The 26500-nt window shown below is 59.7% G+C and carries 22 protein-coding genes and 1 pseudogene; 11 read left to right on the forward strand and 12 right to left on the reverse strand.

The window, feature by feature from the left end:
• Positions 1-1005: 1005 nt before the first annotated feature.
• From GF108_RS06910 to GF108_RS06925, 4 genes are all read left to right on the forward strand, one after another.
• Positions 1006-1887 carry an N-acyl homoserine lactonase family protein gene (locus GF108_RS06910; protein WP_246663878.1) on the forward strand — a complete coding sequence of 294 codons (882 nt, stop codon included), beginning with the start codon at positions 1006-1008 and terminating at the stop codon, positions 1885-1887.
• 99 nt (positions 1888-1986) lie between these two features.
• Entirely contained in the window at positions 1987-3282 is a 1296-nt protein-coding gene (locus GF108_RS06915; RefSeq protein ID WP_246663879.1) for an HlyD family secretion protein, read from the forward strand.
• Positions 3279-4883 carry an MFS transporter gene (locus GF108_RS06920; protein ID WP_153667406.1) on the forward strand — a complete coding sequence of 535 codons (1605 nt, stop codon included), beginning with the start codon at positions 3279-3281 and terminating at the stop codon, positions 4881-4883. The genes GF108_RS06915 and GF108_RS06920 overlap by 4 nt, the downstream gene beginning before the upstream one ends.
• 148 nt (positions 4884-5031) lie before the next feature.
• Entirely contained in the window at positions 5032-5424 is a 393-nt protein-coding gene (locus GF108_RS06925; protein WP_153667407.1) for an ester cyclase, read from the forward strand.
• A 75-nt stretch (positions 5425-5499) separates the two neighbouring features.
• Here the strand turns inward: GF108_RS06925 and GF108_RS06930 are convergent, their stop codons facing one another.
• The 5 genes and pseudogenes from GF108_RS06930 to GF108_RS06950 all read right to left on the reverse strand — a co-directional run bounded on the left by GF108_RS06930 (position 5500) and on the right by GF108_RS06950 (position 12361).
• Positions 5500-6207: a haloacid dehalogenase type II gene (locus tag GF108_RS06930; RefSeq protein WP_153667408.1), complete on the reverse strand. Its 708-nt coding sequence runs from the start codon at positions 6205-6207 to the stop codon at positions 5500-5502.
• A 301-nt stretch (positions 6208-6508) separates the two neighbouring features.
• A pseudogene (locus GF108_RS06935) lies at positions 6509-6853 on the reverse strand (cupin domain-containing protein); the annotation flags it as partial.
• Positions 6854-7350: 497 nt separating this feature from the next.
• The gene (locus GF108_RS06940) at positions 7351-10422 is read right to left on the reverse strand and encodes a PAS domain-containing sensor histidine kinase (RefSeq protein WP_246663881.1); all 3072 of its coding nucleotides are present in this window, start codon (positions 10420-10422) and stop codon (positions 7351-7353) included.
• Between the two features lie 2 nt (positions 10423-10424).
• Positions 10425-10820 (reverse strand): response regulator transcription factor, encoded by a 396-nt coding sequence (locus GF108_RS06945; protein ID WP_153667409.1) that lies wholly within the window; start codon positions 10818-10820, stop codon positions 10425-10427.
• Positions 10821-11077: 257 nt separating this feature from the next.
• The gene (locus GF108_RS06950) at positions 11078-12361 is read right to left on the reverse strand and encodes an epoxide hydrolase family protein (RefSeq protein WP_153667410.1); all 1284 of its coding nucleotides are present in this window, start codon (positions 12359-12361) and stop codon (positions 11078-11080) included.
• Between the two features lie 164 nt (positions 12362-12525).
• Between GF108_RS06950 and GF108_RS06955 the strand changes: the two genes are divergently transcribed.
• A complete protein-coding gene (locus GF108_RS06955) occupies positions 12526-13458 on the forward strand; it encodes a LysR family transcriptional regulator (protein WP_153667411.1) in 933 nt (310 codons plus the stop codon).
• A gap of 271 nt (positions 13459-13729) precedes the next feature.
• On the opposite strand, the gene GF108_RS06960 is transcribed toward GF108_RS06955, so the two are convergent.
• Entirely contained in the window at positions 13730-14398 is a 669-nt protein-coding gene (locus GF108_RS06960) for a VOC family protein (RefSeq protein ID WP_153668199.1), read from the reverse strand.
• A 213-nt stretch (positions 14399-14611) separates the two neighbouring features.
• Here GF108_RS06960 and GF108_RS06965 point away from each other — a divergent pair, with 213 nt between their 5' ends.
• Genes GF108_RS06965 through GF108_RS06980 form a run of 4 tightly spaced genes read left to right on the forward strand, consistent with a single transcriptional unit; the run spans position 14612 to position 18453 of the window.
• On the forward strand, positions 14612-15895 hold the full coding sequence (locus GF108_RS06965; protein WP_153667412.1) for an epoxide hydrolase family protein: 1284 nt from the start codon (positions 14612-14614) through the stop codon (positions 15893-15895).
• Between the two features lie 37 nt (positions 15896-15932).
• Complete coding sequence (locus tag GF108_RS06970; RefSeq protein ID WP_153667413.1) at positions 15933-16742, forward strand: SDR family oxidoreductase; 810 nt, start codon at positions 15933-15935, stop codon at positions 16740-16742.
• A gap of 35 nt (positions 16743-16777) precedes the next feature.
• A complete protein-coding gene (locus GF108_RS06975) occupies positions 16778-17806 on the forward strand; it encodes a D-cysteine desulfhydrase family protein (protein WP_153667414.1) in 1029 nt (342 codons plus the stop codon).
• Positions 17807-17859: 53 nt separating this feature from the next.
• Positions 17860-18453: an NADPH-dependent FMN reductase gene (locus tag GF108_RS06980; RefSeq protein WP_153667415.1), complete on the forward strand. Its 594-nt coding sequence runs from the start codon at positions 17860-17862 to the stop codon at positions 18451-18453.
• Between the two features lie 44 nt (positions 18454-18497).
• Here GF108_RS06980 and GF108_RS06985 read toward each other — a convergent pair whose 3' ends face one another.
• The 6 genes from GF108_RS06985 to GF108_RS07010 form a co-directional block, all read right to left on the reverse strand.
• On the reverse strand, positions 18498-20051 hold the full coding sequence (locus GF108_RS06985; protein WP_153668200.1) for an aldehyde dehydrogenase (NADP(+)): 1554 nt from the start codon (positions 20049-20051) through the stop codon (positions 18498-18500).
• Between the two features lie 209 nt (positions 20052-20260).
• Positions 20261-20896: an isochorismatase family cysteine hydrolase gene (locus GF108_RS06990; protein ID WP_153667416.1), complete on the reverse strand. Its 636-nt coding sequence runs from the start codon at positions 20894-20896 to the stop codon at positions 20261-20263.
• Between the two features lie 19 nt (positions 20897-20915).
• Complete coding sequence (locus GF108_RS06995) at positions 20916-21464, reverse strand: hypothetical protein (protein ID WP_153667417.1); 549 nt, start codon at positions 21462-21464, stop codon at positions 20916-20918.
• Between the two features lie 86 nt (positions 21465-21550).
• Positions 21551-22540: an enoyl-CoA hydratase/isomerase family protein gene (locus tag GF108_RS07000; protein WP_172982584.1), complete on the reverse strand. Its 990-nt coding sequence runs from the start codon at positions 22538-22540 to the stop codon at positions 21551-21553.
• A gap of 14 nt (positions 22541-22554) precedes the next feature.
• Positions 22555-23043 carry a RidA family protein gene (locus GF108_RS07005; protein WP_153667418.1) on the reverse strand — a complete coding sequence of 163 codons (489 nt, stop codon included), beginning with the start codon at positions 23041-23043 and terminating at the stop codon, positions 22555-22557.
• On the reverse strand, positions 23037-23762 hold the full coding sequence (locus GF108_RS07010) for an SDR family NAD(P)-dependent oxidoreductase (RefSeq protein WP_153667419.1): 726 nt from the start codon (positions 23760-23762) through the stop codon (positions 23037-23039). Before GF108_RS07010 ends, GF108_RS07005 begins: the two co-directional genes overlap by 7 nt.
• 278 nt (positions 23763-24040) lie before the next feature.
• On the opposite strand from GF108_RS07010, the gene GF108_RS07015 reads away from it, so the two are divergent.
• Together GF108_RS07015 and GF108_RS07020 are read left to right on the forward strand one after the other, a co-directional pair.
• On the forward strand, positions 24041-25126 hold the full coding sequence (locus GF108_RS07015; protein ID WP_153667420.1) for a nitronate monooxygenase family protein: 1086 nt from the start codon (positions 24041-24043) through the stop codon (positions 25124-25126).
• A gap of 144 nt (positions 25127-25270) precedes the next feature.
• Positions 25271-26497 (forward strand): YbfB/YjiJ family MFS transporter, encoded by a 1227-nt coding sequence (locus tag GF108_RS07020; protein ID WP_153667421.1) that lies wholly within the window; start codon positions 25271-25273, stop codon positions 26495-26497.
• Positions 26498-26500: the final 3 nt, after the last annotated feature.

The raw sequence follows: 26500 nt of genomic DNA on the forward strand, positions 1-26500 counted from the left end.
CGACGCTTCGGCTCCGTTTCGAGGAGACCGATTACTGTGAGCGCGAAAGGTGTCAATGGGCGTTGAACTTTTGACCCCTTTGTGTATGAGGTCAGCACTTGCCCGACGCTGGTCGGGTTGCAGAGGGTCCGCAAGTGCGGCGACAGCACAATACTGTTGGCGTTGGCGGCCAACATGGGGCAGCACTATCAGGAACAACATGCCAGCCTGGCTGAATCTTGCTGCGACTAGCGCGGGACGGAAATAATATCCGAATGCACCGCCTCAGACAGTGTTCGAGAGTGTACCCAATCTAGTATCGACTATTCGTTCGCTCTCCAGCGGCAGCTTTCGGGGAGTCCAACAGATAGTGGAATGACCTACTTGAGGTCGCTTGCCGAATGGCGGCTATTCGCCGAGCCGCCCCGATAAGGGACCGACGGCTTCCGGCCCCGAAGCTGGCGTTTGGCAATTCTGGCGCGACTGCCCGCTTCGCGCCTCCATTTCGGTCGTTCGAACCGCCTTGGCGAATTCCTGAAGCTGCCAGTCCGCTAGACGGTCGATGATGTCCGGTCAAGGCCGAAAGCGGATGGGCGTCTGCGTTCAAAATTGCTCGGACCGGTGCGCCCACAACTAGAGATTGTCGCCGATTTTATTCCTCGTCGCCGCCACAAACGCGGGGAAAAGGCTTTGCCTGAGCTTTCGATCTTGGCGCAAACGCACTCGGTAGGCCTTGCGTCAGCGAGGATCACTTCTTCCGGCAGGGGTCCCGTGCCGACATCCCTTCCCGGGGAAGCGTCGGACCCCACTCCTTCACGATCCTTCAGGCGAAGCGCCCGATCGGGCTGCTCTGGTGGCGCACCCATCCTGGCACCAACGCAGCCTCTGTACCGCCAGGGCATACGCGACCGGTCATTCGCGGTCATCCAAAGGCGATACCTAAGTGCAATCTCGGCAGGACACAGTACACAGCTATATTTTCCGTGGTCGCGTCCCGAACAGGAATTCTTGATAGGAGCAATGAAAATGAAAACTTATTCTCTGTCCTCGACCATGGTCGCCCTAGCGCTCGCCTCGCTCACCTTCGATGGAGAAGTTGCGTCCGCGGCTGGCGCGTCTTCTAAGACAATCGATCGGCTATACAGGGTGGATTGCGGCCACTCCTTAGCAAATGACGAGTCCGTCTGGACGCCGGGCGAGAACAAAGGAAAATCGATCGAATTCTCATCGACGTGTTACCTCATACAGCGTGGAACGGAATATCTGATGTGGGACACCGGTGTTCCGGAAGGGACAATTGGCGATCCGAAGGGCTGGTCTACGCTTCCTAGCCTCATCGTCTATCATCTCGACAGAACGATCTCCTCTCAGCTCGCGCAACTCGGTCTGAAACCTGCTGATATCAACTACGTCCTCGTTTCCCATACGCATGGCGATCACATCGGAAACGTCGGGTTATTTCCGGATGCGACAGTTGTGATGCAGAAAGCCGAATACGTTTGGATCAACTCGCCTCCGCCGTCAGATCCAAACCTGAACACGCTTGTGAAACTTGCTAAGAAATTACTCGGGGACCCCGGCCGCCTGGAACTCGTGACCGGGGATGTTGACTTTTTTCGCGATGGAAGCGTCAGATTGCTATCGACACCTGGGCACACGCCGGGGAGCCAGTCGCTCATGGTTCATCTGGCCCAAACCGGATATGTCATCCTGTCGGGAGACGTCGTGCATCTCGAGAGCAACTTCGAGCATGACATCGTTCCCGCGTTGAACGTCGACAAAGCACAGTCGATTGCATCAATGGACCGTGTGCGGGCGCTGATAAAACAGTATAACGCGACCATGTTCATAAACCACGACAAGCAGCAGGCGGATAGCTTGAAGCTGCTGCCTGACTATTATGACTGAACTGGAGTTTCGTGTTAGCCACCGCAATAGGGCGTTTTACTGGGAACTGTCTCGGTTTGGCGTCTCTTGTCACTTCGCTTACCGGGATGGAGAAGGCGAATGTCGCGCCATATGCGCCGTTCGCATCCGCCCACAGCGTCTTGGAATGACAGCAGAACCGTTAGTTGGCAAGCAGATCAAAGCCACGATATAACCGTCAATGCACGCACTCGTTCCCAGTCTATCGCGGCGATCAAACGAACTTATTGGGGAATCAAATTGGAGAGTGGATCGTCAACAGCGACCGGAGACACCGAGAGCACCAAGCGCAGACGATGGCTTTTTCCTTTGCTACGTGTTCTTTTCGTATTCGCGGTCGCCTTGCTGGCATGGCTCGTTGCCGCCAATTGGAATAAATGGATTGGCAACGCCCGTTTCCAGGTAACACAGGACGCCTTCGTTGCAGGAGACGTCACGCCGCTTTCTGCAAAGGTCTCCGGCTATGTAGCTACTGTCGCGGTGGGAGATTATCAAGCCGTTCACAAGGGCGACCTCATTGTCGAAATTGAACCTTCCGATTATCGCGCACAGCTTGCCTTTGCTGAAGCGAACCTCGCTTCGGCGCGCGCTTCACTTGCCAATCTGGCCTATCAGCGCGATGTACAACGCGCCCTCGTGAGACAGGCCGAGGCGACGATCGCGGCTGCGAATGCAGACCTTATACGGTCGTCGCTCGAGCTGACCCGCCAGCACAGGCTTCTCGATACGCGGATTGCAAGCACCGAACAATTGGTTGAACAAGCGGACGCAACCGAAAAGCGCGCCAATGCCCAGCTCGAATTGAGTAAGGCACAGCTCGATCAGCAGAACGCACTGCTCGCCGGACTCGACGGACAGGAGCAATTGCTTGCCGCTCAGGTGAAGGCTTCCGAGGCGCAGGTCGGTCTCGCCGAGAATAATCTTCGTTACACACGCGTTCTTGCGCCGGCCGAAGGCCTTGTCGGTCAACGTCAGGTTAGGTCCGGTCAATTTGTCAATGTCGGGACACAGGTCATCGCCATTGTTCCCATGCCGAATTTATGGGTAACGGCGAACTACAAAGAGACCCAACTGACGAATATCAGGGTGGGTCAACTCGCCAAAGTAACGGTCGATGCCTTTCCCGGTGTCGTGCTGACCGGCCATGTGGACAGCTGGTCACCAGGTACAGGTTCGACCTTCGCACTTCTGCCGCCTGACAACGCGACGGGCAACTTTACGAAAGTTGTGCAGCGGGTGCCGGTAAAGATTGTGCTCGATGCCAACCCGGCCCTTGGCGAGCTTGTACGGCCGGGAATGTCGGTACAAGCGACAATCGACACGAGGTCCGCTACTGAGCCACGCCTCAGTTCTGCCAAAGCCTCGCCACAGCCATGAGTCTCCAAGCGGGGCCCTTCAGCTCGGCGGGAATTGCCCTCCATCCGGTTTCGGAACAGCATCCCCGACTTTCGATCGATTCGTACCGCCCGTATATCGGTCTCGTCGGCGTAATGTTGGGTGCGGTCATGGCCACGCTGGGCAGCCGTGTTACAAGTTTTGGCCTTGCGGATCTGCGTGGGGCGCTTGGCGCAGGCTATGACGAAGGGGCTTGGATCACCACCAGTTTCGCAGTCGGCCAGATGCTGATCGGTGTCACATCGCCATATCTCGGCGCGGTATTCGGTGTTCGCCGAATTCTGCTTCTCGGGATCATCCTGTTTTTCGTCGCGAGCCTTCTGGCTCCATTCTCTCCCAACCTTGCCGCATTCCTGACCATGCAGTTTCTGGCAGGCGTAGGATCAGGAACGTTCATTCCGCTCACGATCAGTTTTATAGTGCGGAGCCTCCCCGTAACCATGGTCATCTACGGGATCGCCATCTATGCGATGAATATCGAGTTATCCCTTAATGTAGCAGCATCTCTGGAGGGCTGGTATTCCGACAATTGGTCGTGGGCATGGATATCCTGGCAGTACTGCGTGATGCTGCCGGTTATGGCGGTGTGTGTTTGGCATGGCGTCCCTCGGGAGGAAATCAAAACTGACCTTCTGCGCCGGTTCGACTGGCCAGGTGTGGCCTATGCCGCCATCGGGTTCAGTTTGTTGTACGCGGGTCTGGATCAGGGCAATCGACTGGATTGGATCAACAACGGAATGATCAGCGCCTTGTTGGCGTCCGGTTCCTTGCTCACTGTCGCGTTCATTGTTCGCGAGCTTGGTACGGACCACCCTTTCATAAACATCCGACTGATTTTCCGCGAGAATCTGGTCTTGCTGCTGCTCCTGCTCGCGGGCTTTCGTTTCATTATTCTATCGACAGCGTACATTATTCCCACCTACCTTCAGACCGTACAGAATTTTCGGGAGCTTCAGGTGGGCTCAGTGCTACTCTGGATTGCGCTTCCGCAACTTCTCATTGTGATTCCCTTAGGCGCGCTGCTCAGACGTGTCGATGGGAGATGGGTCCTTGCGATTGGGGCTGCGGTGGTTGGCGTAGCCTGTCTGATGGCTACGAACCTGACAAGTCAATGGGCAACAAGCGATTTCCTTCCCTCGCAGATTCTACAGGCCTTAGGTCAATCCTTTGCACTGACGGCCTTGGTGGTATTGATTGTGAGATCGATCAACCCTGCCGAGGCGCTCACGATCGGCGCCCTCATCCAGATCAGCCGCTTGTTTGGCGGAGAAATTGGCACTGCATTCATGCAGACCTATGTTCGCCTACGCGAACAACTTCATTCGAACCTCATAGGCCTGCACATCGACGGGATCGCCGGATTGACACTCGACAGGATAGCGGCTTTTCGGATTGCGTCAGGACTGCACACAAGCGATCCAGCAGCTGCGACTGCACAGGCCACGAGCTTGCTCGCGACCGCTGTGGCGCGTCAAGCCGCCGTGCTGTCATTTATTGACGGCTTCTCTGTTGCGGCCTTGGGCGCGCTCGCCTGCGTTTTCCTTGTGGCAATGATGCAAAAGGGGAAACCTGCGCCGTTTTGATAATTAACGGAGCAGTTTCCTTCGCGGGCTTTCACGAACACCGCGTCGTCGACGCGGGTCACAACGTGCCGCAGGAACGGCCAAGCGCTTTCGCTGACGCTGTCATCAACTTGCACAAGCAAATGACTTGAGAGAAAGGAGAATACAAATGGCGACCGCTCTGGCCGATTTGTACCAAGGTTACATCGACTGTCTCAACTCCCAGGACTGGGACAATCTTGGAAAATATGTCGGCACCGAGGTTTCCTATAATGGAGAGAGGGTCGGTTTTGTGGCATATCGCCAGGCCCGGGAACGGGAATTCCGTGAAATCCCCGACCTGCATTTCAAGGTAAGCATTCTGGTGTCCGATCGGAAAACGGTGGCGAGCCGTCTCGAATTTGACATCAGCCCAAGCGGCGAGTTCCTTGGCCTTCCCGTCAACGGGAAACGCGTGAAGTTTTGCGAAAACGTCTTCTATGAGTATGAAGGCGGTAAGATTGCCAGAGTATGGTCAGTGCTCGACAAAGCCGCGGTCGAGGCCCAGCTCTCCCGATCCTAGTGCGAGGTATCAGCGAACGAGCGCCGGACCCGTTAGGACGATGGTCCGCCGTCGCGCGGAGAAGACACCTGCAAATCAGTCTTGATGGGCCAGGAGCAAATCGGCGGCTCCGTTTAAGTCCGACACTTCCGCATAAGGCAGCCAGTCTGGATTGCCGGTTTCTCCCCGGCGATTCACCCAGATACCCCGTAAGCCCAGTTCGTGACGCGCTTTCATGTCCCAATACATACCCATCGCGACGTGCACGGTTTGGTCGGGTGTGACGTCCATCCTATGATAGGCATACTCGAAGAGTTGTCGCGATGGCTTGTAGGCCTGCGCCTGTTCGGCGGTGATGACGTAGTCGAAGGGCACTCCGATGCGCGCAACGGTGGGAGCGATGAGATCGTCGTCGGAGTTCGTGAAGATCGCCAGCTTGTAGCGCTCGCGCAGCCGCCGCAGGACGTCCGGCACTTCCGGGTGCGGTCCCATACTCATTGGCGAAGACGCGATGCGTTCGATCTCGTCCTCGCTGGGCGTTAGACCATGCTCGGCAAAGGCGGCCGCGAAGCCGATGCGGAGGATGTCCTTATAGAGCCGGTACGGCCGCTCCGCCGTCAGACGCCGTCCCTGGGCAGAGAAGCTGTCGAGGATCGACGACGCGCTTGCCTTACTGGCGCGCTGCTTCGCAAGCGCCACTTCAATCTCTTGCTGGAGGACCTCAAACCATTGCACGAGCGTGCCATAACAATCGAAGGTAACGACTTCCGCTTTGGGCTTTAAGAAAGAACGTAGCTGGGACATCGAGCAAACCCGTTGTGAACTAAAAGACAAGAAGGCATTAAGACACGAGACTTAAGTCATAGCCAATCTATCGCGTCATTCGGCGCAGCGGCAATGCGGACTGGATCACGGAGTGCGGTCCCGGTTTTGCAACATCAAAACGCTCCGTCAGTCGAGCCAGAAATCGGGGGCGACGCCAGAAAGCCGGTTGGGGGAAGGGTAATTTCCCCTGATCTAGCTGTCAGCTTTCGCGGTCACCGCGAAAGCTTCGTAAGGGCAATTCATTCATTCATTGTCCAATATGATACCGGCGGCAACCGCGTTATTTGTCAGGTTTTGTCAACTGGGTTTCATCGGTGTCGACACAAAACCGCGAGAATCTTCGCTGATTCCTTCTTGCCCGCATTAGCGCTGACGCGGTGGTGATCGCGCGGGACTTCAAACAGTTTTCACCGGTATTGTAGACCTTCACCTTGCCGTCGTTGATCTGGGTTTTGATGCGCCCCTCGATGACCGTAGCATAGATAAAGGCGCTCTTGGTATGAGTGTGCGACGGGTTGGAGCCACCTGGACCATATTCAACCAATACGCCGCGCATGCTATTGCCGGGCACATTCGGAAGCTTTTGATCGAAGACAACCGTAACTTTGGCGTTGTGTGGTTTGTCTGGCGGCTGATTGCGCGGCGAGCTTCGCCCTTCTTGGGGCTGCTTTGATAACCGCGGAACGTGTCCGAAAGCGCCCCGACGCCGATAGGTTTCCCGAACCGGTCGAACTTCGAGCGTTCGCGCATCTTGCTTACCCGATCTTTCGCCCCGCTCCAGCCGTTCTTAGGCATCAACTCCTGCAGGACGTCGCCCATGCTCGTCGCCAGGCCAGGAAACTTCGGCGGCACCAGAAGGCGCCCCCATGTCCTTGCAAAAACCGACGATCGGGTTGCAAGACCAGTCCTGCGCAAGGCCGTAGTCCCTCGCGTTGATGCGATGGATGTCAGTCACGTACCTGCTTTGGCGAACATCCGAAGGAGCGCCGCGAAGTAGGCAGCGGACGCATCTGCTAGAGCGGCACCTTCCCGAAGGACCGGCTGATAAACTGGGCGAGGTGGGTCGACCATTAGGAACGTGCAGCGGCTGTGGTCAAAAAAGCGATTGGATGGCGGCAACGCCTAAAGGTGTAACGTCTCATTCTGCGCCGTGGCCGCCGACACATATGGCGGCAGCGTGAAGGATACTGTTACTCCTTGTTCCTCGTTTGCGCGGGCCCACAGCCGTCCATTGTGGTTCTCGACGATCGATCGGCTTACGGAAAGTCCGATCCCCATACCATCCTGCTTTGTAGTATAGAAGGAGTCGAATATCCGGTCCATATCGTCGGCCGGCAGCCCAACGCCCGCGTCCTCAACGGAGAGCTGAACGTCGCCGCCTGCGCTAAGCTCTGTCCGGATAATGATGCGCCGAGTGCGTCCGCCCGCCTCGGACATCGCATCAATCGCATTTCGGAGGAGGTTCATGATGACCTGCTGGAGCTGAACGCGCGCGCCGGCAACCGGCGGTAACTCTCCGTTCAGATGCGTCGTAACCGCGAGGCGCGCCCGTTGCAGGTCGCTCGTGGCCAGAGCGATGGCTTCCATCGCGACCTCATTCATATCAACCGGTTCAATAACGGGAGGTTTCCTACTGAACAGCGCGCGCAGCCGAACGATGACGTCGGCCGAACGGTTGGCATCGCGGATCATCCGACGTGCCGTGTCGTTCGCAACGTCGATATTCGGCGGTTCCGCACCCAGCGCGAGGAGGCAAGTGCTGGCGTTCGTCACAATTCCGGCTAACGGCTGGTTGAGTTCGTGTGCAATTGACGCTGTCAGGACACCAAGACTGGTCGCCCGCGTCACGTACGAAAGCTCCGACCGCGCTTCGTTGAGCGCCTCTTCCGCTTTTCGACTATCCGTGATGTCTTGAATTGCGCCTGTCAGCTCCTGCTCCCCATCCTTGTTCCGCTCGCTGTGTGCAAGGACACGCACATTTTTCGAAGACTGGTCCGGCATCGACAGAACAATCTCATAGTCGAAGTCGCCCCAGCCGTTGCGGGCCTGCTCGATCACATGCTTTACCATCTGGACGCTATCGGGATGAACACGAGACAGCACTGTGGAGAATGTCACTTCCGGGGCCGCGGGATCGACGTCGAAGATGCGGTAGGTTTCGGCGGACCAAGTAATCCGTTCGGTGCCGAGTATCATCGAGAAGCTTCCGGTGCGACTGAGACGCTGGGCGTCCGCAAGGAACGCCTCGCTCTGACGCAGTTTTTCTTCGGCCCGCTTGCGGTCGTCGACGTCGGTCAGCAGCCCGTACCACCGCTGGATCCTACCTTCTTCGTCTCGGAGTGGGAGACCGCGAAGTTGGAACCAGCGCCATACACCGTCATGCCGGCGAAACCTGGTCTCGTAGTCGTAAGGCTCCCCCGACACGATCGACCCCATGAACGTGTCGATGCAGAGCTGAAGGTCTTCAGGGTGCGTGATGCCGTTGGTGTCCCAATGCTTCACCTCTTCTAACGGGAGCTGGAAATAGTCGAGGAGCTGCTGATTGCCTCCCATCAACTCGCCCGCAGGCGAGAATATCGCGATCATGCCTGCTATGCCGTCGACGATCAGACGAGACTCACGCTCCCTTTCGGCAAGCGCCTGTTCGGCGCGCTTGCGATCCTCGATATCGACGTTTGTTCCAAGCCATTTAACGATCCTTCCATCGCTGTCACGGAGGATGTTGGCGCGAAACAGGAACCACCGGTATTCGCCGTCAAACCTTTGCATGCGCGCTTCGAGATCGATCGGGAGCCCGGTGCTTAGGCATGTGCTCCAGCCGCGCACCAGCTCGTCCTTATCGTCGGGATGAAGCACCGAGCCCCATCCCCACCCCTCTGCCTCCTCCGCAGTGTAGCCTGCATAGTCGAGCCATCGATCGTTAAGAAAGTCGCAGTAGCCGTCCGGAAGCGTCGTCCACACTGCGGCTGGCAATGCGTTGATGATCTTGCGAAGATCATATTCGGTGTCTTTCAACGCCTGTTCGGCACGCTTTCGATCGTCCACGTCGACATGCAGCACATACCATCGAATTACGGCGCCGTCATCGTCCTTAAGCGGATGGCCGTTTACCTGAAACCACCGATATCTGCCCTCCGCGCCGCGGAGGCGAAGCTCGATGTCGAAGGGCAACCCGTTAGCGATCGCGCTGCCTAGAACGTCGGCTACGCGATGCACGTCGCCCGGATGGACCAGGTCAGGGCATGGCCACATTCGTATCTCGTCAAGCGTGCGCCCGTAGTATCGAAGAAGATGGCCGTTCGCCGCTTCGATCCCGCCGTCCGGCGAAAGGACTGATACGCCGGCCGGAATGCTTTCGGGGATCAGCCGGGCCTCGCGTTGCTGAGCAGCCAGTTCGATCTCGGCCCTCTTGCGGTCATCGATGTCGACCAGCAGGTGGAACCAGCAGAGGATTTCTCCGTCCGCGTCGCGCAGGGGCATCCCTAGGACGTTGTGCCAACGATAGATGCCGTCTGCCCGAAGGTGGCGGCTTTCGACATTGTAGAAAGTGCCGTTGACGTGCGCGGCGATCTGATCGTCGATCGTGCGATTCAGGTCATCAGGATGCACGACCTCGGTCGCCTTCCATTCCTTGAGGGCTTCCAGGGACATACCGAAATAGTCGAGGGCCGGCTGATTGAGAGACCTGACGTCGCCAGACGGCGTAGTGACAGCGACTGGGACAGGGATGCTGTCGACAATCCGCTGGAATTCTGTTTCGCGCGGTGGGGGGGGCTCGACCGCGATCCCGCACCATTTCGCAACCCGTCCGTCGTCGATTATCGGATTACACCGGACGACTAGATCGCGAGGGACTGCGGCGGCATCCAGAACCGAGATAACGATCTCAAAGGGACTGCCCATCGCCAGACCTTGACGCCAATTCTCGATCTGACTGCGGCTTTCGTTGCCGGCTTCCGCTACAGGCCAAGTGCAGGGCGTTGATATTCCCGTTAGCGCGGCCAGGCTCTCGTTCATGTAATCGATGCATCCGTCGGGCACGGCGGTAAATACCATTCCCGGTAACGAATCGAGAATCCGACCGAGATCTGGTTGCATCCGCTTCCTCGTGCGATTTGCCTGACTGCTGATTTTAGGGACTAAAAAACTGGCGGAACAGTATCCTAAAGTGTCGGGTGGACCAAGTTCCACCATGTCTAAGAGGTAGCGTCTGGTGACTTTCCGCTCTTAAACACCTGATCGAGCGTCTCCCTGAGGACCGCCGCACTGAAGGGTTTGAACAGGCACGCGACGGCGCCGCTTTTGATAAGTGTGAGGCGCTCGTTCTCGTCCTTATGAGCTGTGATGAAGATGATCGGAATTGATACCCCGGTCCTGACGAGTTCCTCCTGCAGATCGGGCCCCGACATTCCCGGCATTGCGACGTCGAGCACCAGGCAACCTGTATCAGCCACTGTTTTCGATTCGAGAAATTCCGTCGCTGAGGAGAACGCCCGAACGTCGAACCCGAATAGCTTTATCAGGTCCGGGAGAGCTTCCCGGACAGATTCATCGTCGTCAACGACCGACACCAGAGACTCTCCAGGCATCATCGAGATACTGCTTGCAAGGTCGATGCATCCTCGGACCGGGAGTCTAACCAGACCATCCGAAAGAGCAGGCGAGACTCCGTCGCCAAATTCTTCGGCACACCGAACTCCCGGGTAAGGGCAAGGCCCATTGAAGACATTCTCCGCTCGAATCGATGAAACGCCACCGTTGAACGATAAGGCGTGGCGCCGTGGAAAGTTCCTGATCGCGACCCGAAGGCCGAAATCATTCAAGCATTGAATCTAGCTTTCATCAACGCTCACGACGTCCGGAGCGTCCGAAACCCGGCGCGCAGTTCCTCGCAGAATACCTTTGTCTGCTCCCACGCCGCGAAGTGGCCGCCTTTGGCCAGCTTGTTGAAGTGTATGAGATTGGGATAGGCCTTCTCTGTCCAGCTTCGTGGGGCCGCGTAGATTTCGTCGGGAAAGACGCTGACGGCAACAGGAATCTTGACGTTCTTCGGCTGGAAGAAGGCCAGCTTGTTTTCCCAATACAGACGAGCCGACGAGATGGCGGTGTTCGTCAGCCAGTAGAGGGTCACGTTGTCGAGGATGTCCTCGCGGCTCAATCCTTCGGTCTCGCCGTCGAATACGCGCGCGATGAGGTCGTAGCTCCGGATGTCGTGGTCGATCATCCAGGCCGCCAGACCCACGGGAGAATCCGCGATCCCCACGAGCGTCTGCGGGCGGTTCGCCATCTCGATCGCGTAGCCAAGACCATGCGCGTAGAAGTCCGCGAGCTGGTCGAAAGCGTTGGATTCGTCGGCGGACAAGCCATCCGGCTTCTTACCGCCCGGCTGCAACGCTGTCGCTATGTTTTCAGGGATGGTCGCGGGCATGTTGACGTGGATGCCAAGAAGTCCGGGCGGCGCGATCAGCGCCATCTGCTCGGTGACGGCGTCGCCCCAGTCGCCGCCTTGCGCGACGTACTTGCTATAGCCAAGACGCTCCATCAGTTCGATCCACGCGCGGGCGACGCGGATTGGGTCCCACCCCTTCTCGGTCGGTTTTCCGGAGAAACCATAGCCGGGAATGGAGGGGACGACCACGTCGAACGCGTCGGACGCCGAGCCGCCTGCTGCAGCGGGATTGGTCAACGGCTCGATGATCTTCATCTGTTCGATGATCGAGCCAGGCCACCCATGCGTCACGATGATCGGCAAGGCGCCTTCGTGCTTAGACTTCACATGGATGAAATGAATCTCGACCCCGTCGATTTCGGTCGTGAATTGGGGAAGGGCGTTCAGCTTCGCCTCTACCTTCCTCCAGTCGTAGTCCGTCGCCCAGTAGGCTGCCAACTTCTCGATCGTGGCCGACTGGACGCCCTGCGAGTTGTCGTCGACGACCTCCCGCTCGGGGAAGCGCGTCGCCTTAATCCGACGGCGAAGATCGTCGAGATCGGCTTGCTTTGCCTTGTACTTGAATCGACGTATCTGCTTCTCGTCGCTGCCGGCGATAGCAGCCGCAACGGGAAGCAGGGTCATTGCTCCGGCGACGGCTGCAGTCGCGAGAAGCGTTCTACGAGTAACTGACTGGGTATGCATTGCGCGATCCTCTGATTGGAAAACTGATGGGCCGAACCTGTCATTCCCGAAGCGCGCCATCTATTGCACCAAGGTATCGCCAATACCTTGGAATCATATCAAGGATATTGCCTGCCGGCGAATGCTGTGACGGTATCCTACGGCCAGCAGTTAGGTGAGGAATCATGGATCGCATCGACGCAATGAAAGTCTTCGTGACGGCCGTGGAGGAGGGGAGCCTCGCCGGCGCTGCGCGCAAGCTGAAGCGGTCCCCGACAGCAATCAGCCGGGCTCTCTCTCTACTGGAGCAGCACGTGGGCGTCGAATTGCTCCATCGCACGACCCGGAGCCTTAAGCTCAGTGAAGCAGGCCGGAGATATGTCGAAGCGTGCCGCAGGGTGCTTGTCGATCTCGAGGAGGCGGACATGATCGCCGGCTCGGAGCGATCCTCTCCCAGAGGAACGCTGACAATTTCGGCGCCGCCCATCCTGGGCGAAGAGGTGCTCCGGCCGATTCTCGACAGCTTCCTTCGTGAGAACGCCAACGTCTCTGTTCGGTTTTTGATGCTCGACCGCTTCGTGAACCTGGTCGACGAGGGAGTGGACGTCGCCCTAAGGATCGGCAATCTCGCCGACTCGACCCACATGTCCACACGCATCGGCGGAGATGTCCGCCGCGTCGTGGTCGCGGCGCCGCGATATCTCGACAGCCGAGCCGCAATCAACGAGCCGTCGGATCTCTCCCGCCACGACCTGATAGCCTTCTCGAACTTCGGCCTCGAATCCTGGAGCTTTGCGCCGGCCAAAGACACTTCCGTCCCAAGAACCGTCCACTTCACCCCGCGCTATCTCGTCAACAGCGTCCGAGCAGCCGCAGCGTCCGCCGCCGAAGGAATGGGCGTGACCCGGCTCTATTCCTATCATGTCGCGGAATATGTCCGAGACGGTCGCCTCAGAGTCGTTCTTCCTCAGGCGGAGCCACCTGCGCTGCCTGTCCACATCCTGACCCCTCAAGGGCGCGCAGCGGTTCCGAAAGTTCGAGCGTTCATCGACTTCGCAGTCCCGCGTCTACGTTCAGAACTTGGACGCATCGCCACGGAATCCGGCAGCCTCGAATAATTGTGCCGAAACGCGGTTGGCTGTCTGCAGGTAAACGACAGTTCTCCTTGGCGTCGTCCCCGGCTAACTTCCAGTCACGGTGATGAGCTCGGTATCGGCTTGGTGCTCGTTATCCGAGGCGGACGGACGAGTGTCGCCGGCAGCAGCGGGAACGCCGGCCCGAAAAGGACCGGCGTTCTTGCGCGACGCTCAGGCGGGGAGGATCGCCTGGGGCGCAGGCTTTCAGACCCGGAGGGCGGTCGGAATGCCGTGAAGTGAAAGATTGAAGCGGTCACGTCGGTAGGGTTTGGCCAGCCTGCTCCTTGACCAGATAGTCGGCGTACCAGTCCGGCCAAGTATCGTCGTGTTTGCCGCCGTCGCGCTTCTCATGCTCGCCATGGGCGGAAGCAACCCTTCGCAGCGCCTCTGCGAGGTCGCCTGCGGATGTGAACGCAGCGCCCTTGGCATCGACGCGACCGGGAAGTCTCGCGGTGACCTCCTGCAGCAGCCAGCCGTTTCCGTCCAGGTCGGAGAAGGAAGCGAAAGAAGCGTAGCTCGACCGGGAGGGATGTGGTCCGGGCAGCCGTTGGTCGGCGCCCTTGTGATGGAAGACGCCGCCGGGGTCGTGAAAGACGCCGCTTATCTCGGCGCCGCGGGAGGCGAGAGCGGCGTGTGCCATCTCGATGTCGCTGACGACCAAGTGGAGGCCTTGAGTGGAACCGGGTGAGGCGGCCGTCACATTCGATCCGAAGATCACGGAGCAAGGCGAGCCCGGTGGGGTCACCTGCACAACACGAAAGCCGTCCTTGCCCGACACGTCGGCGTCGAGCCTCCAACCAAGGCCGGTGTAGAAGGACTTGGCGCGATCGACGTCGGACACGGGAATGACGACGACTTCGAGCTTCATGTCGATCTGATCTGTCCGCGCTGAATTGGTTGGGGTGGGTGCCTGGATAGCCATCTCGATCTCCCTGTTAATCGCGGTCACCTTCACCGCGATCGGGACGATGCGCCGTCGCCGTCCCCGATGTCCATTGTTCGAAGGTGTCGATGGGTCGGACACGTCGCTAACCGATCCCTTGGTATCGCCGATACCTTCGAACAATATCTTCGGCAGCCCTGCCGGACGATCCCTAAGACGCAATCCAACAACTCAGTTTTAACGGAGGACGTTATGTTAGGAGTAGAAACGGCAAGCGCACTGTCGCCGACACGGCGCGAACTGCTTGCCGTCACGGCCACGACCGCGGCCCTTAGCATTCTTCCCAAGGCTGTCAGGGCAGCAGCGGAGGGCGATGCTATCCGCCCCTTCAAGTGCGCAATCCCGCAGCGGGAGGTCGATGAGCTGCGCCGCCGTGTCCGTGCGACACGTTGGCCCGGCAAGGAGACGGTTCCCGACCGCTCTCAGGGCGTCCAGCTTCAAAAACTGAAGCCGCTCGTGGAATACTGGTGCAAGGAGTACGACTGGAGACGCGGCGAGAAGAAGTTGAACGCCCACGCGCAGTTCATGACGAAAGTCGACGGCCTCGACATTCACTTCATTCACGTCAAGTCCAAGCACGCGGACGCGCTGCCGCTGATCATGACGCACGGCTGGCCCGGATCGGTGCTCGAACTCGTCAAGACGATCGGGCCGCTCACCGATCCGACCGCGCACGGCGGCGCCGCGGAGGACGCCTTCCACGTCGTCATACCGTCCATGCCGGGCTACGGCTTCTCGGAGGTCCCAAGCGAAACCGGATGGGGGCCGGACCGCATCGGGCGTGCTTGGGACGTGCTGATGAAGCGGCTCGGCTACGACCGTTATGTGTCGCAGGGCGGAGACTGGGGCGCTGTCGTATCCGACAAGATGGCGGCCCAGGCACCGGACGGACTTCTCGGCATCCACACCAACATGCCGGCGACTGTTCCGCCCGACATTGCGAAGGCGCTCGCCGATGGCGAACCCGCGCCGGCCGGGCTTTCCGAAGACGAGAAGGCCGCCTACGAGCAGATGAACGCGCTGTACACGAAGGGCGCCGGCTACGCTTTCATGATGGTCACGCGGCCGCAGACGCTGGGCTATGCGTTGACCGACTCACCGGTCGGTCTCGCCGCCTGGTACTACGACAAGTTCGCCGACTGGACCTATAGCGGCGGCGATCCGGAGAACTCGCTGACCAAGGACGAGATGCTCGACGACATCTCGCTCTACTGGTTCACAGGGACCGCCACGTCAAGCGCGCGGCTCTACTGGGAAAACAACGCCAACAACTTCAACGCCGTCGACATCAAGATTCCGGCCGCGATCACCGTGTTCCCCGGCGAGATCTACCAGGCGCCGAAGAGCTGGGCCGAGAAGGCGTACCACAACCTCATCTACTACAACAAAGTCGACAAGCGCGGTCACTTCGCCGCCTGGGAGCAACCAGACCTTTTCTCATCGGAGCTGCGTACGGCGTTCAGAACGCTGCGCTGACGTTATACCGAAATCACCTCAACCAAGGAGAACCACAATGACAAACTTTCCAAAAGGCACTGCGCTGATCACCGGAGGATCGTCGGGTATCGGAGCGCTCTACGCCGACAGGCTCGCCCGCCGCGGCTACGACCTGATACTGGTGGCGCGCAGCCAGGATGCGCTCGCCCGGATCAGCAAGGACATCGCAAGTTCGACCGGTCGGAACGTAAAGATCGTTCGGGCGGATCTCGGCCAGCGCGACGACCTTCTGAAGGTCGAAGGGATCCTTCGGAGCGACCCGTCGATCACCATGCTCATCAACAATGCCGGGGTCGGCGCGGTCGAACCGTTGCTCATGTCCGACGTCGAGGCGATGGAAAAAATGATCGCGATCAACGTGACGGCTCTGACTCGTCTCGTCTATGCCGTCGCGCCGTCCTTCGTCGCACGCGAGCACGGCACGATCGTGAACATGGCCTCGGCATTGGGCGTCGCTCCTGAAATCCTCAACGGCGTCTACGGCGCGACGAAGGCGTTCGTCATCGCTCTGACGTTCTCTCTGCAAAAAGAGCTGGCAGAAAAGAACATCCGAATCCAGGCCGTACTTCCCGGCGCGGTGGAGACGCCTTTCTGGGAGGCGTCGGGCAGCTCGCTCGACCGCCTGCCCGACCAGATCGTCATGAAGGCCGAAGATGCGGTGGATGCTGCACTCGCCGGTCTCGATATGGGCGAACTGATCACGCTTCCTTCGGTACCCAACATAGAAGACTGGAACGCGTATGAGGCGGCCCGTCAGAAACTGATGCCCAATCTTTCGCGCAACGTTCCCGCTCCTCGCTACCGGACGCCGGCGCTGGCGTCCTGACACCCGTGCTCCAACACTCAAGATGAGAGGCAGAGATGTCCGACAGGGATCTTTTGAACCGGTTTCCGCGCGTGCGCCTGATGAACGGAGCGACGCCGATCCAGCGGCTGGCTCGTCTGGAGCAAGTGCTTGGCGAGAACCGACGAGGCGTCTCGATCTGGGTGAAGAGAGACGATCTCATGGAACTCGGGGGCGGGGGCAACAAGCTCCGCAAGCTCGAATTCCTGATCGGCCAGGCACGGTCGGAAGGCTGCGATACCCTCGTCGTAACAGGGGGAGTTCAGTCGAACTTCGCCCGTTTGGCCGCGGCCGCCTGCGCTAGAACCGGACTTGCATGCGAGGTCGTCCTGGCTCAAATGGTGCCCCGCGGGACCGAGATCTACCAGGCCAACGGCAACGTCTTGTTGGACCGGGTCTTAGGCGCCCGCGTCCACGTCCTCGGCACGGGCGACGATGCGGGCGCGTTCGCCGCGCGCCGTGCGTCGGAAATCGCCGCGGCCGGAGGGAAGGCTTTCGTCGGCACGCTTGGCGGTTCGACGCCGGTCGGAGCTCTGGGCTACGTCGACTGCGCATTCGAAATCGCAGCGCAATCGACTCAGATGGGCATCGCGTTCGACCACGTCGTCATCCCGAACGGTAGCGGCGGCATGCACGCCGGTCTGGCCGTGGGTGATGCCCTCGACGGGAAAAATCCGTCCAGGATCAGAGCATACACCGTTCTCTTGCCAGCGGAGAAATGCGTCGCCGCGACGCTAGAGAAGGTCAACGCGGTCTTCGACCTCCTCGGGAAGAAAGACCGAATTCGAGCGGAGAAGCTGGCGATAGACGGAGCGCAGCTCGGCGGCGGCTACGGCATGCCGACGTCCGAAATGATTGAAGCGATTAGGCTCGTCGGCCGCACTGAAGGCCTGCTTCTGGACCCCGTCTATGGAGGGAAAGCCTTTGCCGGCCTGCTGTCCGATATCGAAAACGAAGTCATCGCGCCAGGATCGAACGTCCTGTTCGTCATGACGGGAGGTTCTCCTGGGCTTTATGCCTATGCAGACGCCCTGAGCAGCACCTGATCCTCTCTCCACGAGGGTCATCATCATTAACACGATATAAAATGAGGAATGCCATGCCTACGAAACCAAAAATCGCCATTATCATCGGCTCTACAAGGCCGACGCGATTCGCCGACAAGCCCGCGCAGTGGATGCTGAAGCAGGCTCAGGCCCGCGAAGACATCGACGTCGAAATCGTCGATCTGCGTGACCATCCCCTGCCGTTCTTCGACGAGGTGGCGTCGAACGCCTACGCACCCAGCCAGAGTGCTGAAGCCGTTCGTTGGCAGCAGACCGTCGCCCGCTACGACGGGTACATCTTCGTCGTCGCGGAATACAATCGCTCGATCACCGGCGTACTGAAGAACGCTCTCGACCAGTCATACGTGGAATGGGCGCGCAAGCCATTCACCGCGATTGCCTATGGCAGCGCGGGCGGGTCGCGCGCACTTGAGCATCTGCGCGGAATTGGCGTCGAGCTGCAGATGGTTTCCACGCATGCGGCCGTTCATATCGGCGGCAGCGATTTCTTCACCGTCTTCTCGATGGGCGGCAACAAGCCTATCGAAGAGATCGAAGCCAACCTCCTGCCATCGGCGAAGACTGCGCTTGACGAGCTGGTCTGGTGGGCGAAGGCCACGATGGCTGCGAAGGCTTCCGGGGTCTAACCCTTGTAGACACGGAGCGGGGGCGTGAGGCCCCCGCTGCAGTTCTATTTCTGCACGCGAGCGGCGGCCTGAACATCCTTGAGTGGGGTTGGAAGCAGGCCGACCGGAAAGTCCTGGTAGGAGACCGGGCGCAGGAAACGATAGATCGCCAATGTGCCTACCGAGGTCGATCTTCCGTCCGACGTCGCCGGATAAGGTCCGCCATGGACCATCGCCGGCGAGACCTCGACGCCCGTGCCGAAGCCGTTGACGAGGAGCCGGCCGGCGAGAAGCTCCAACTGCGGGATCATCTGCGAGGCGGCGGCGACGTCCTCGGCATCAACGTGTAGCGCGATGGTCAACTGACCTTCTAAAGATTCGACGACCCTACGCAATTCGCTGTCGTCGTGGCAGCGAACGATCAGCCCCGCCGCGCCGAAGACTTCTTCCTGAAGCTCTGGATTGGCGAGAAAGGCAGCAGCCGTCGTCTGGAAAAGCGCGGCAGAGGCCTGATGTGCCGTTCCATTCTTCCCCGAAGAGATCAGCGAGACCGATGATGCGGCCAACAGCCTTGCCACGCCTTTTCGATACGCCTCGCAGATGCCGCCCGTCAGCATGTTCTGAGCCGGCGCTTCCGCTAACGTTGCGGCCGCGCTCTCGATGAAGGCGTCGAGGCCAGCACCCTCGATGGCGATGATCAGTCCAGGATTCGTGCAGAATTGACCGGCCCCGAGGGTTAGCGAGGCCGCAAACGATTTCCCGATCTCCGCGCCCCGCCCCAGCAGTGCGTTTGGATAGAGGATGACGGGGTTGATGCTGCTCATTTCAGCGTAGACGGGTATTGGCTGCTTCCGCTCCGATGCGATCTTCATCAGCGCGGTCCCGCCACGGCGCGAGCCGGTGAAGCCGACGGCGCGGATACGATGGTCGGCGACCAGCGTCTGGCCGACTTCGAAACCTACGTCGAACAAGAGCGCAAAAGTGCCCCTTGGAAGGCCGGATATCGCGACGGCCCCGACGACGGCCTTGCCAACGAGTGCGGAGGTTCCTGGATGGGCGGAGTGCGCCTTGACGATCACCGGACAGCCGGCGGCGAGGGCCGAGGCAGTGTCGCCACCAGCGACAGAAAACGCTAGGGGGAAGTTCGATGCCCCAAACACCGCGACTGGTCCGAGAGCGATGTTGCGGAGCCGAAGATCGGGCTTCGCCACCGGCTTGCGGTCGGCGTCTGCGGGATCGAAACGCAGTTCCTGGAAAGCTCCGTCGCGGACTTCCTTAGCGAAGAGCCTGAGCTGTCCTACCGTTCGGGCACGCTCTCCTTCGATGCGGCCGCGCGGCAGCCCAGTCTCCTCGATCGCTCGCAGGACTAGTTCGTCGCCAAGGGCCAGAATTCCTTCCGCAATGGCTTCCAGAAAGCGGGCTCGATCCTCGAGCGAAGTTTCCTTGTAGACCGGGAAGGCGTCCCAAGCCAAAGACGCGGCTTGGTCAATCTGCTCCCTGGTCGCGCCCGCGAAACTCGGTTCCATGGGGCTGCCGTTGGCGGGATTGACGGCGGCGAATGTCGCGGCCGAGCCGCGGACGTTCGCGCCGCCGAAAAGGAGGTCGCCTGAGAGTGTCATCATGGATCCTTTCGAAACTAGGAGTCGGTTCCGTCCATCATTCATATGGGAGGCTCGACGCGAACCGTTGGCCTTGGCTTTCGACCTCAAATAGGCGTCCACGCGAGGCATGCCAACCCTCGGCATGCAAATAGTATTACTTTTCAAATTGAGCTGCATCCGGCGAGCTTTGGGCCCGCCGGATGCAAGTGACCCATAAGATGGCAGATTCACACAGCCTGTTTGAGGGCGATCGCAGCCACGGTCTCCTTCGTATCGACGATGGCACTGGCATAGCTGGGGAGATTGACCTCCAGCGCCGCATGCATCATTTCCGACGAGTAGTCGGCGACCGCGTCATTCACAACGGTGACGTCGTATCCGAGCTCGGCAGCGTACCGGACGGTGGCTTCGATGCATGTATGGGCCACCAATCCGATCACGATGACACGCTGGATGCCATGCCGCTTCAGCTCGAGATCGAGATCGGTATTGGCGAAGCCGCTTGAGCACCAGTGCTCGGATGCGACGACCTCGCCAGCCACGGGCGCGAACTCGGCTCTAAACTCCCCGCCCCAAGTGCCGAACTCGAAGCTCTTGCGGTGCCAGGCCGCACGCTGAATCGGCGCCACGTACTTCCAGTTCTCGTAGTCTCCGGCCCGATAGCGATGGTGCATCGCGAAAAACACGCGGAGCTTGGCTTCGCGGGCGGCAGTCAGCACTTCGAGCATGTGCGGTACGCAGTTGTTCGCCTCGGCGACCGCCTTGATCCGCGGCCAGATTTTGCCACCCTCGGAAATGAAGTCGTTGTACGGATCGACCACCAGGAGTCCGGTATTGCTCCTATCGAAGGATAGTTCAGTCATGATGTTCTCCTTCGCCGGTTTAGGCCGCCTTCGTCGCGGAGTTCCTCAGGGCCGCGCGCTCGATGCTCGCCGCGAACAGCGGCGTCTCGCCCTTGTTATGGGCGATGGACATCGGCTGTCGCTGCGTACGGAAGAGTTCGAACGGGATGCCTTGGCGATCAAGGAAGGCCATCATTTCGTCCGTCGCGTAGGATTGAACGCGGTTGGTGAATTCGCAGCGGTTCGCATCGAGCTTCTTCACGCTCAGTTCCCATGTGACGTGGATGGTGACCCGGCCGTTCGGCGTGAAGACGTCCGAATCGGAGTCGAGGATGAGATGATGCTTTTCGCCGAGTGTCTCATGGTAATGCTGGACCATCAGACTGCCGCCGATCGTCTCGACGTTAATCGACATCCGCGTGCCGTCGTCCGCCGTCGTGAAGCCCGCTGCGATGTGGGCGGGCGAGCATCCCTGGTATTCCTTTTCGGGTAGGTTAAAGCACCATGTCGGAATATCGATCTTCTCGATCGGGGCGTTGATGATGGCCGAAAAGCTGGAATCGACGATCTGGTTTTCAAGACTGTGCATGAGACTTCTCCTTTGTCGTTGAGTGCGTTGAAGGATGTCGGATGCCCGTGCGACCTGCCGAGTCCTGGCGCGGGCACCGCCTCGGCCTACTCGTCGGCCAGAGTTTGCGTGTAGTGTCCGAGCCGGGCTTCGACGTCCGGGTCCTTCTGCAGGCCCATTTCCATCAGGCGTCCGACTTTCTTCTGCGCCGCCGGCCGTTGGACAGAAGTTATGAAGGCGTCCCAGCCAGCGGCGATCTCGGGATCGCTCGGAAGGCTCGCGAAATCGACCAGACGCTTGGTGTCTGCAATCGCCTGTCGGTCGAAGCCAGAGATCCGCGTCGCCAGGGCCTCGACGAACGGATCGAGCTTGTCATCGTCGAAGGATCGGTTGACGTAGCCGTACTCCTCAGCGAGTTCACCGTTGATGTCATCGGACCCGAGAAGGACTTCAAGCGCTCGACCGCGCCCCATCAGCCGCGGTAGTCTTGCCATCGGGCCGCCACCGGGGACGAGCCCCGCGCCGACCTCCCACTGAGAAAGAATTGCCTTCTGACGGCTCGCGAAGCGCATGTCGCAGGCGAGAGCAAGCTCGCTTCCGACCCCCGTCGCGCGGCCGCGGATGAGCGCGATAGAGACGACTGGTGACTTGCTGATACGGACCAGCATGTCGGGCAGCGGGTGCAAGCCGGTCGGGCTAGAGGGGAGGCCAGTGGATTCGGCGAGAGGCGGCGTAAAATTGTAGTGGGTGAGGAAGAACCCCGGTACATCGCTTTCGAAGACGACAACTCTAAGATTAGAATCGCTCTCGATTGCGGCCACAACTTTCTCCATCTGGGGGATCGTCTCCGGTCCGAAGATGTTGAAGGGCGGGTTGTCGAAGGTGACGCGCCAATAGGCGGGCGTCCGCTTGTCTACCTTGATCTGCACATGTTCCTGAACTGCGTCGGCCTTGGCCTCTGCCGTACGATCCACCTTCTCGGCGACCTTCGTCTGACCGGAAAGGGCAAGCGTCGGAAGCAGCAGCAGCGCCGCGGCGGTAAGGGTTTTCGACGACATCGCGATGGCGCTTGTAAGTGTTGGTTGTCTGACCTTCATGGCTGGCTCCTTTCTTAAGTTTGTGAGACGAACGCTGGCCCGATCTCGAAGACCAGTTCGATCTCGACAGGCATTCCAAGCGGTATGCTGGAAACGCCGAGGACGACACGGGGAGGGAGCCGGGCGGAGCCGAACACGTCAAGCAACACCTCTGACGCTCCGTCAGCAACTTTGGGGTGTTCACGAAAATCGGCAGGGCAGGCGACATAGACGCCCAACTTGGCGACCGATTGGATTCTGTCCAGCGTTCCTAGCTGCGACCGCGCGGCGGCTAGACCACTAAGGCAGGCCGCTCGCGCCGCGTCGTAGCCTTCCGAGACGGACAGCTCGCGCCCGACGATGCCCGTATAGAGTGGCACATGTCCGGCGACCGGCAGCATGCCGCTTAGGAAAAGCAGCGATCCGCTTTGGAACGCTTCGACGTACGCGCCGAATGGCGTGGGCGCCTTCGGGAGGCCTATGGCTAGTTCCTTGATGCGCGCCTCAGCGCTCGCGACTACCATTTTCCCAGATGTGCGCCGTTGTCGACGTGCAGCACCTCGCCTGTGATATTGGAGGATTCCGTAAGATAGACGACGCCGTCGACAATTTCCTGTACGGCCGTGATAGTGCCCATCGGCGACAAGGATTCGAGGAATGTTCGCGGGTTTTTCGCGTGGAGGGGGGTGTCGACGACGCCTGGCGAAAGCGCATTCACACGGATGTTGTTCTTGGCGAACTCCAGCGCGAGGCTCTTCGTGATCGCGTTGAGTCCGCCCTTGGTGATCATAGGCAGCGACGCTGTCACGCCGGCGATCGGATGGTCCGTCAGGGACGACGTGATCGTCACGATACTCCCGCCAGACTTCTGACGTAGCATCTGACCGATGGTGTGTTTCGTGAAATGGATGAACCCTTCGACGTTCGTCGCGCACAGGCGTCGGAAGTCTTCAATTGTGTATTCGAGGAACGGCTTGGTGAAGAAGACCCCGGCATTGTTAACGAGCGCATCGATCGAACCGAATTGCTCCACCGCCGCTGTCGCCACCCGCTCGGCCGTTTCGGGATCTGCGACGTCGCCGCTGATCATCTCCAGCCGGCCTTCTCGGTCGAATAGCGTGCTCTCGCTGATATTCCGAGAGGTTCCGACGACATTCCAACCCTTGTCCAGGAACGTCTTGACGAGTCCGGCGCCGATCCCTTGCGACGCGCCGGTGATGATAACAGTCTTATGCACGCTCATGCCTACCTCCGTTCTGGCGACGCGGATTCCTTCGGCCGCCAGGTGGCGGTCGGTCGCTTTGTTCCTCGTGTGATACTTTGATCCAGCCATCGGCCGGGAGCTGCCCGGCAGTCGCCGTCGTCCGCTCCGCTACAACCATCGCGCCGAAAATCGGGACCCGATATTGTACGAAGGTGTTCCCGATACCTTCGGATTGGGTCGTTGTTCAGCACACCAAGGTCCAATAGACGTGGCTGGTGGCCGGGGGTATCAGCGTTGCAACGTGACAAGGAGTCCACATGACCCGCTGGCCGGATCGCCGAATTCTCGACCTTTTTGGAATCGAGCTTCCCATCATCCAGGCGCCGATGGCCGGCGCTTCGACGGTCGAAATGGTCGTCGCCGCGGCCAAGGCCGGCGGTCTGGGTTCCCTCCCGAGCGCTCTGTTAAACGTCGAGGGGTTGCGCCAGGCACTCCATGAGATTCGCGGCGCTAGCCACGCACCTGTGAACGTGAATTTCTTCTCACACGTTTCTCCCGCCGAAGATCTGGCGGCGCAGATGCGATGGCGAGCTCTGCTCGCGCCCTACTTCGTAGAGGCAGGACTTGACCCTGCCGCGCCGATCGCCGCGGCGGGCCGCGCACCATTCGACAGTTCGTTCTGCAAGGTTGTCGAGGAGTTGAAACCGGAGGTCGTGAGCTTTCATTTTGGGCTGCCCGAAAAGTCACTAGTCCAGCGTGTGAAGGCGACAGGTGCGAAGATTATATCATCCGCGACGACCGTGGCCGAGGCCGTCTGGCTCGAAAAAAATGGCGTCGACGCAGTCATTGCCATGGGTTTCGAAGCCGGCGGACATCGTGGGAACTTTTTGAGCCAGGACATGACGACCCAGGTTGGAATCATGGCGCTCCTGCCCCAGGTGGTCGACGCGGTGCGGGTGCCAGTAATCGCTGCCGGCGGCATCGCCGACGGGAGAGGTGTCGCCGCCGCCCTAATGCTAGGCGCTTCCGCCGTCCAGGTCGGGACCGCATACTTATTCTGCCCCGAGGCGAGGATTCCCGCAGTTCACGCCGAGGCGCTGGCTTCCGTCCGAGACGACAGCACCGCGATAACGAATGTTTTTACCGGCCGTCCAGCGAGAGGCGTTGTAAACCGTCTAATGCGCGATCTGGGTCCAATCTCGGATACCGTGCCGGCATTTCCGACTGCCGGAGGAGCTCTCGTTCCCATCAGAGCGATGGCCGAGGCGGAGATGCGAAACGATTTTACGAACCTTTGGTCCGGTCAATCGGCCAGTCTTGCTTTGAGAGTCGGGGCTGAGGAATTGACGCGCGCGCTCTACCAGTCCGCATTCGACGTCATCGCACGCCGCAGTCCGACCTGACGGCATTCCGTCGATCCTTCCGGATCGCGGCAAACAATCTGCCGCAGAGTGACGGTTCACACAAACGTGGGCCATCCTACCTGAGGGTGGCGCGAGCATCTCTTGATCGTGGGACATGTCTCAAATCGAACGAAGGACAGCGTCATGTCGAAACACAGCCCTAGTCCATATGTGGTCGTCCTCGCTGGATCGGCGTCTCTCGCCATCGCCATGGGCGTCGGACGGTTCGCCTTTACTCCGATCCTGCCGATGATGCTGCACGACGGCGTCTTGGACCTCTCGCGAGCCGGAGGCCTCGCCACCGCAAACTACGTGGGCTATCTGGTCGGCGCGTTGGCGGCGATGGCAGTGCCCAGGAGGTGGGATCATACCTTCGTCATCCGCCTGACACTGGTGGCCACGGTCCTGCTTACCGCTTTGATGTCTGCGCCCTACGCCGATGCCTGGGTTGCTCTTCGGTTTCTCGCGGGCGTGGCTTCCGCAGTCGGATTCGTCTTCACCTCCGGATGGTGTCTTGCCCAGCTTTCGGGAACTGGTAGCTCGATCGGAAGCGCCATATTCACCGGTCCGGGGGCGGGCATCGCAGCGTCCGGGTTGGCCGCAAGTGGAATGACCTTGCTCGGGCTATCGGGCAGCACGGCCTGGCTTGTGTTTTCCGCCCTCTCGGCGATCATCAGCGCCATTATCTGGAAAACCTTTGGGAATAATTCGAGCCCGTCCGACGCCTACTCGGTCGGGACCTCAACGCGGGCGTCTGGCAGGGTGCCAAAATCGGAAATGCCACTCTTTGCGATCGCCTACGGGCTGGCCGGGTTTGGCTACATCATCACGGCGACCTATCTTCCGGTCATCGCGAAGAATACCATCCCCGGCTCGCCGCTTCTCACCGTCTTCTGGCCGCTTTTCGGACTTGCCGCAGTCGCCGGATCATTGCTCGCCGCGCGCGTGCGGCACACCGCCGACGTCAGGCTCCATCTCGTCGTCGCCTATCTTCTGCAGGCGGTCGGGGTGGCGCTGTCGGTGGTCTGGCACGGCGCCCCGAGTCTTGCGTTCAGCAGCATTCTTGTCGGCTTGCCTTTCACCGCCATCAGCTTCTTCGCGATGAACGAGGTCAGAAGGATACGATCGACGCATCACGCGCGGTACATGGGACTTTTGACGGCCGTCTTCGCGATAGGGCAGATCATGGGGCCGCCTGCCGTCGGAGCGATCATGGCTCGGGTGGCGGACGTCGACGCAGGATTCGATCTCGCGCTCGCCATCGCCAGCATCGCACTGGTGGTGGGGGCTGGGGTTTACGTCGTCATGATCCAGATGTTTCCGGGCGAGCGAAGCTCTACGAAGGTCGTGAAGGCCGCCCGGCACCCTTAGGAC

The sequence above is a fragment of the Phyllobacterium sp. SYP-B3895 genome (assembly GCF_009647635.1).
Taxonomy (GTDB): Bacteria; Pseudomonadota; Alphaproteobacteria; order Rhizobiales; family Rhizobiaceae; genus Phyllobacterium; species Phyllobacterium pellucidum.

Bases quoted from the DNA above. Each gene is read 5' to 3' on its own strand.
- GF108_RS06910 (WP_246663878.1), top strand. From the start codon at position 1,006: ATGAAAACTTATTCTCTGTCCTCGACCATGGTCGCCCTAGCGCTCGCC.
- GF108_RS07020 (WP_153667421.1), top strand. From the start codon at position 25,271: ATGTCGAAACACAGCCCTAGTCCATATGTGGTCGTCCTCGCTGGATCG.
- GF108_RS06980 (WP_153667415.1), top strand. From the start codon at position 17,860: ATGCCTACGAAACCAAAAATCGCCATTATCATCGGCTCTACAAGGCCG.
- GF108_RS06930 (WP_153667408.1), bottom strand. From the start codon at position 6,207: ATGTCCCAGCTACGTTCTTTCTTAAAGCCCAAAGCGGAAGTCGTTACC.
- GF108_RS06945 (WP_153667409.1), bottom strand. From the start codon at position 10,820: ATGATGCCTGGAGAGTCTCTGGTGTCGGTCGTTGACGACGATGAATCT.
- GF108_RS07005 (WP_153667418.1), bottom strand. From the start codon at position 23,043: ATGGTAGTCGCGAGCGCTGAGGCGCGCATCAAGGAACTAGCCATAGGC.
- GF108_RS06970 (WP_153667413.1), top strand. From the start codon at position 15,933: ATGACAAACTTTCCAAAAGGCACTGCGCTGATCACCGGAGGATCGTCG.
- GF108_RS06960 (WP_153668199.1), bottom strand. From the start codon at position 14,398: ATGGCTATCCAGGCACCCACCCCAACCAATTCAGCGCGGACAGATCAG.
- GF108_RS06915 (WP_246663879.1), top strand. From the start codon at position 1,987: ATGTCGCGCCATATGCGCCGTTCGCATCCGCCCACAGCGTCTTGGAAT.
- GF108_RS06990 (WP_153667416.1), bottom strand. From the start codon at position 20,896: ATGACTGAACTATCCTTCGATAGGAGCAATACCGGACTCCTGGTGGTC.
- GF108_RS06925 (WP_153667407.1), top strand. From the start codon at position 5,032: ATGGCGACCGCTCTGGCCGATTTGTACCAAGGTTACATCGACTGTCTC.
- GF108_RS06940 (WP_246663881.1), bottom strand. From the start codon at position 10,422: ATGGTGGAACTTGGTCCACCCGACACTTTAGGATACTGTTCCGCCAGT.
- GF108_RS06995 (WP_153667417.1), bottom strand. From the start codon at position 21,464: ATGCACAGTCTTGAAAACCAGATCGTCGATTCCAGCTTTTCGGCCATC.
- GF108_RS06975 (WP_153667414.1), top strand. From the start codon at position 16,778: ATGTCCGACAGGGATCTTTTGAACCGGTTTCCGCGCGTGCGCCTGATG.
- GF108_RS06965 (WP_153667412.1), top strand. From the start codon at position 14,612: ATGTTAGGAGTAGAAACGGCAAGCGCACTGTCGCCGACACGGCGCGAA.
- GF108_RS07015 (WP_153667420.1), top strand. From the start codon at position 24,041: ATGACCCGCTGGCCGGATCGCCGAATTCTCGACCTTTTTGGAATCGAG.
- GF108_RS06950 (WP_153667410.1), bottom strand. From the start codon at position 12,361: ATGCATACCCAGTCAGTTACTCGTAGAACGCTTCTCGCGACTGCAGCC.
- GF108_RS06920 (WP_153667406.1), top strand. From the start codon at position 3,279: ATGAGTCTCCAAGCGGGGCCCTTCAGCTCGGCGGGAATTGCCCTCCAT.
- GF108_RS06985 (WP_153668200.1), bottom strand. From the start codon at position 20,051: ATGACACTCTCAGGCGACCTCCTTTTCGGCGGCGCGAACGTCCGCGGC.
- GF108_RS06955 (WP_153667411.1), top strand. From the start codon at position 12,526: ATGGATCGCATCGACGCAATGAAAGTCTTCGTGACGGCCGTGGAGGAG.
- GF108_RS07000 (WP_172982584.1), bottom strand. From the start codon at position 22,540: ATGAAGGTCAGACAACCAACACTTACAAGCGCCATCGCGATGTCGTCG.
- GF108_RS07010 (WP_153667419.1), bottom strand. From the start codon at position 23,762: ATGAGCGTGCATAAGACTGTTATCATCACCGGCGCGTCGCAAGGGATC.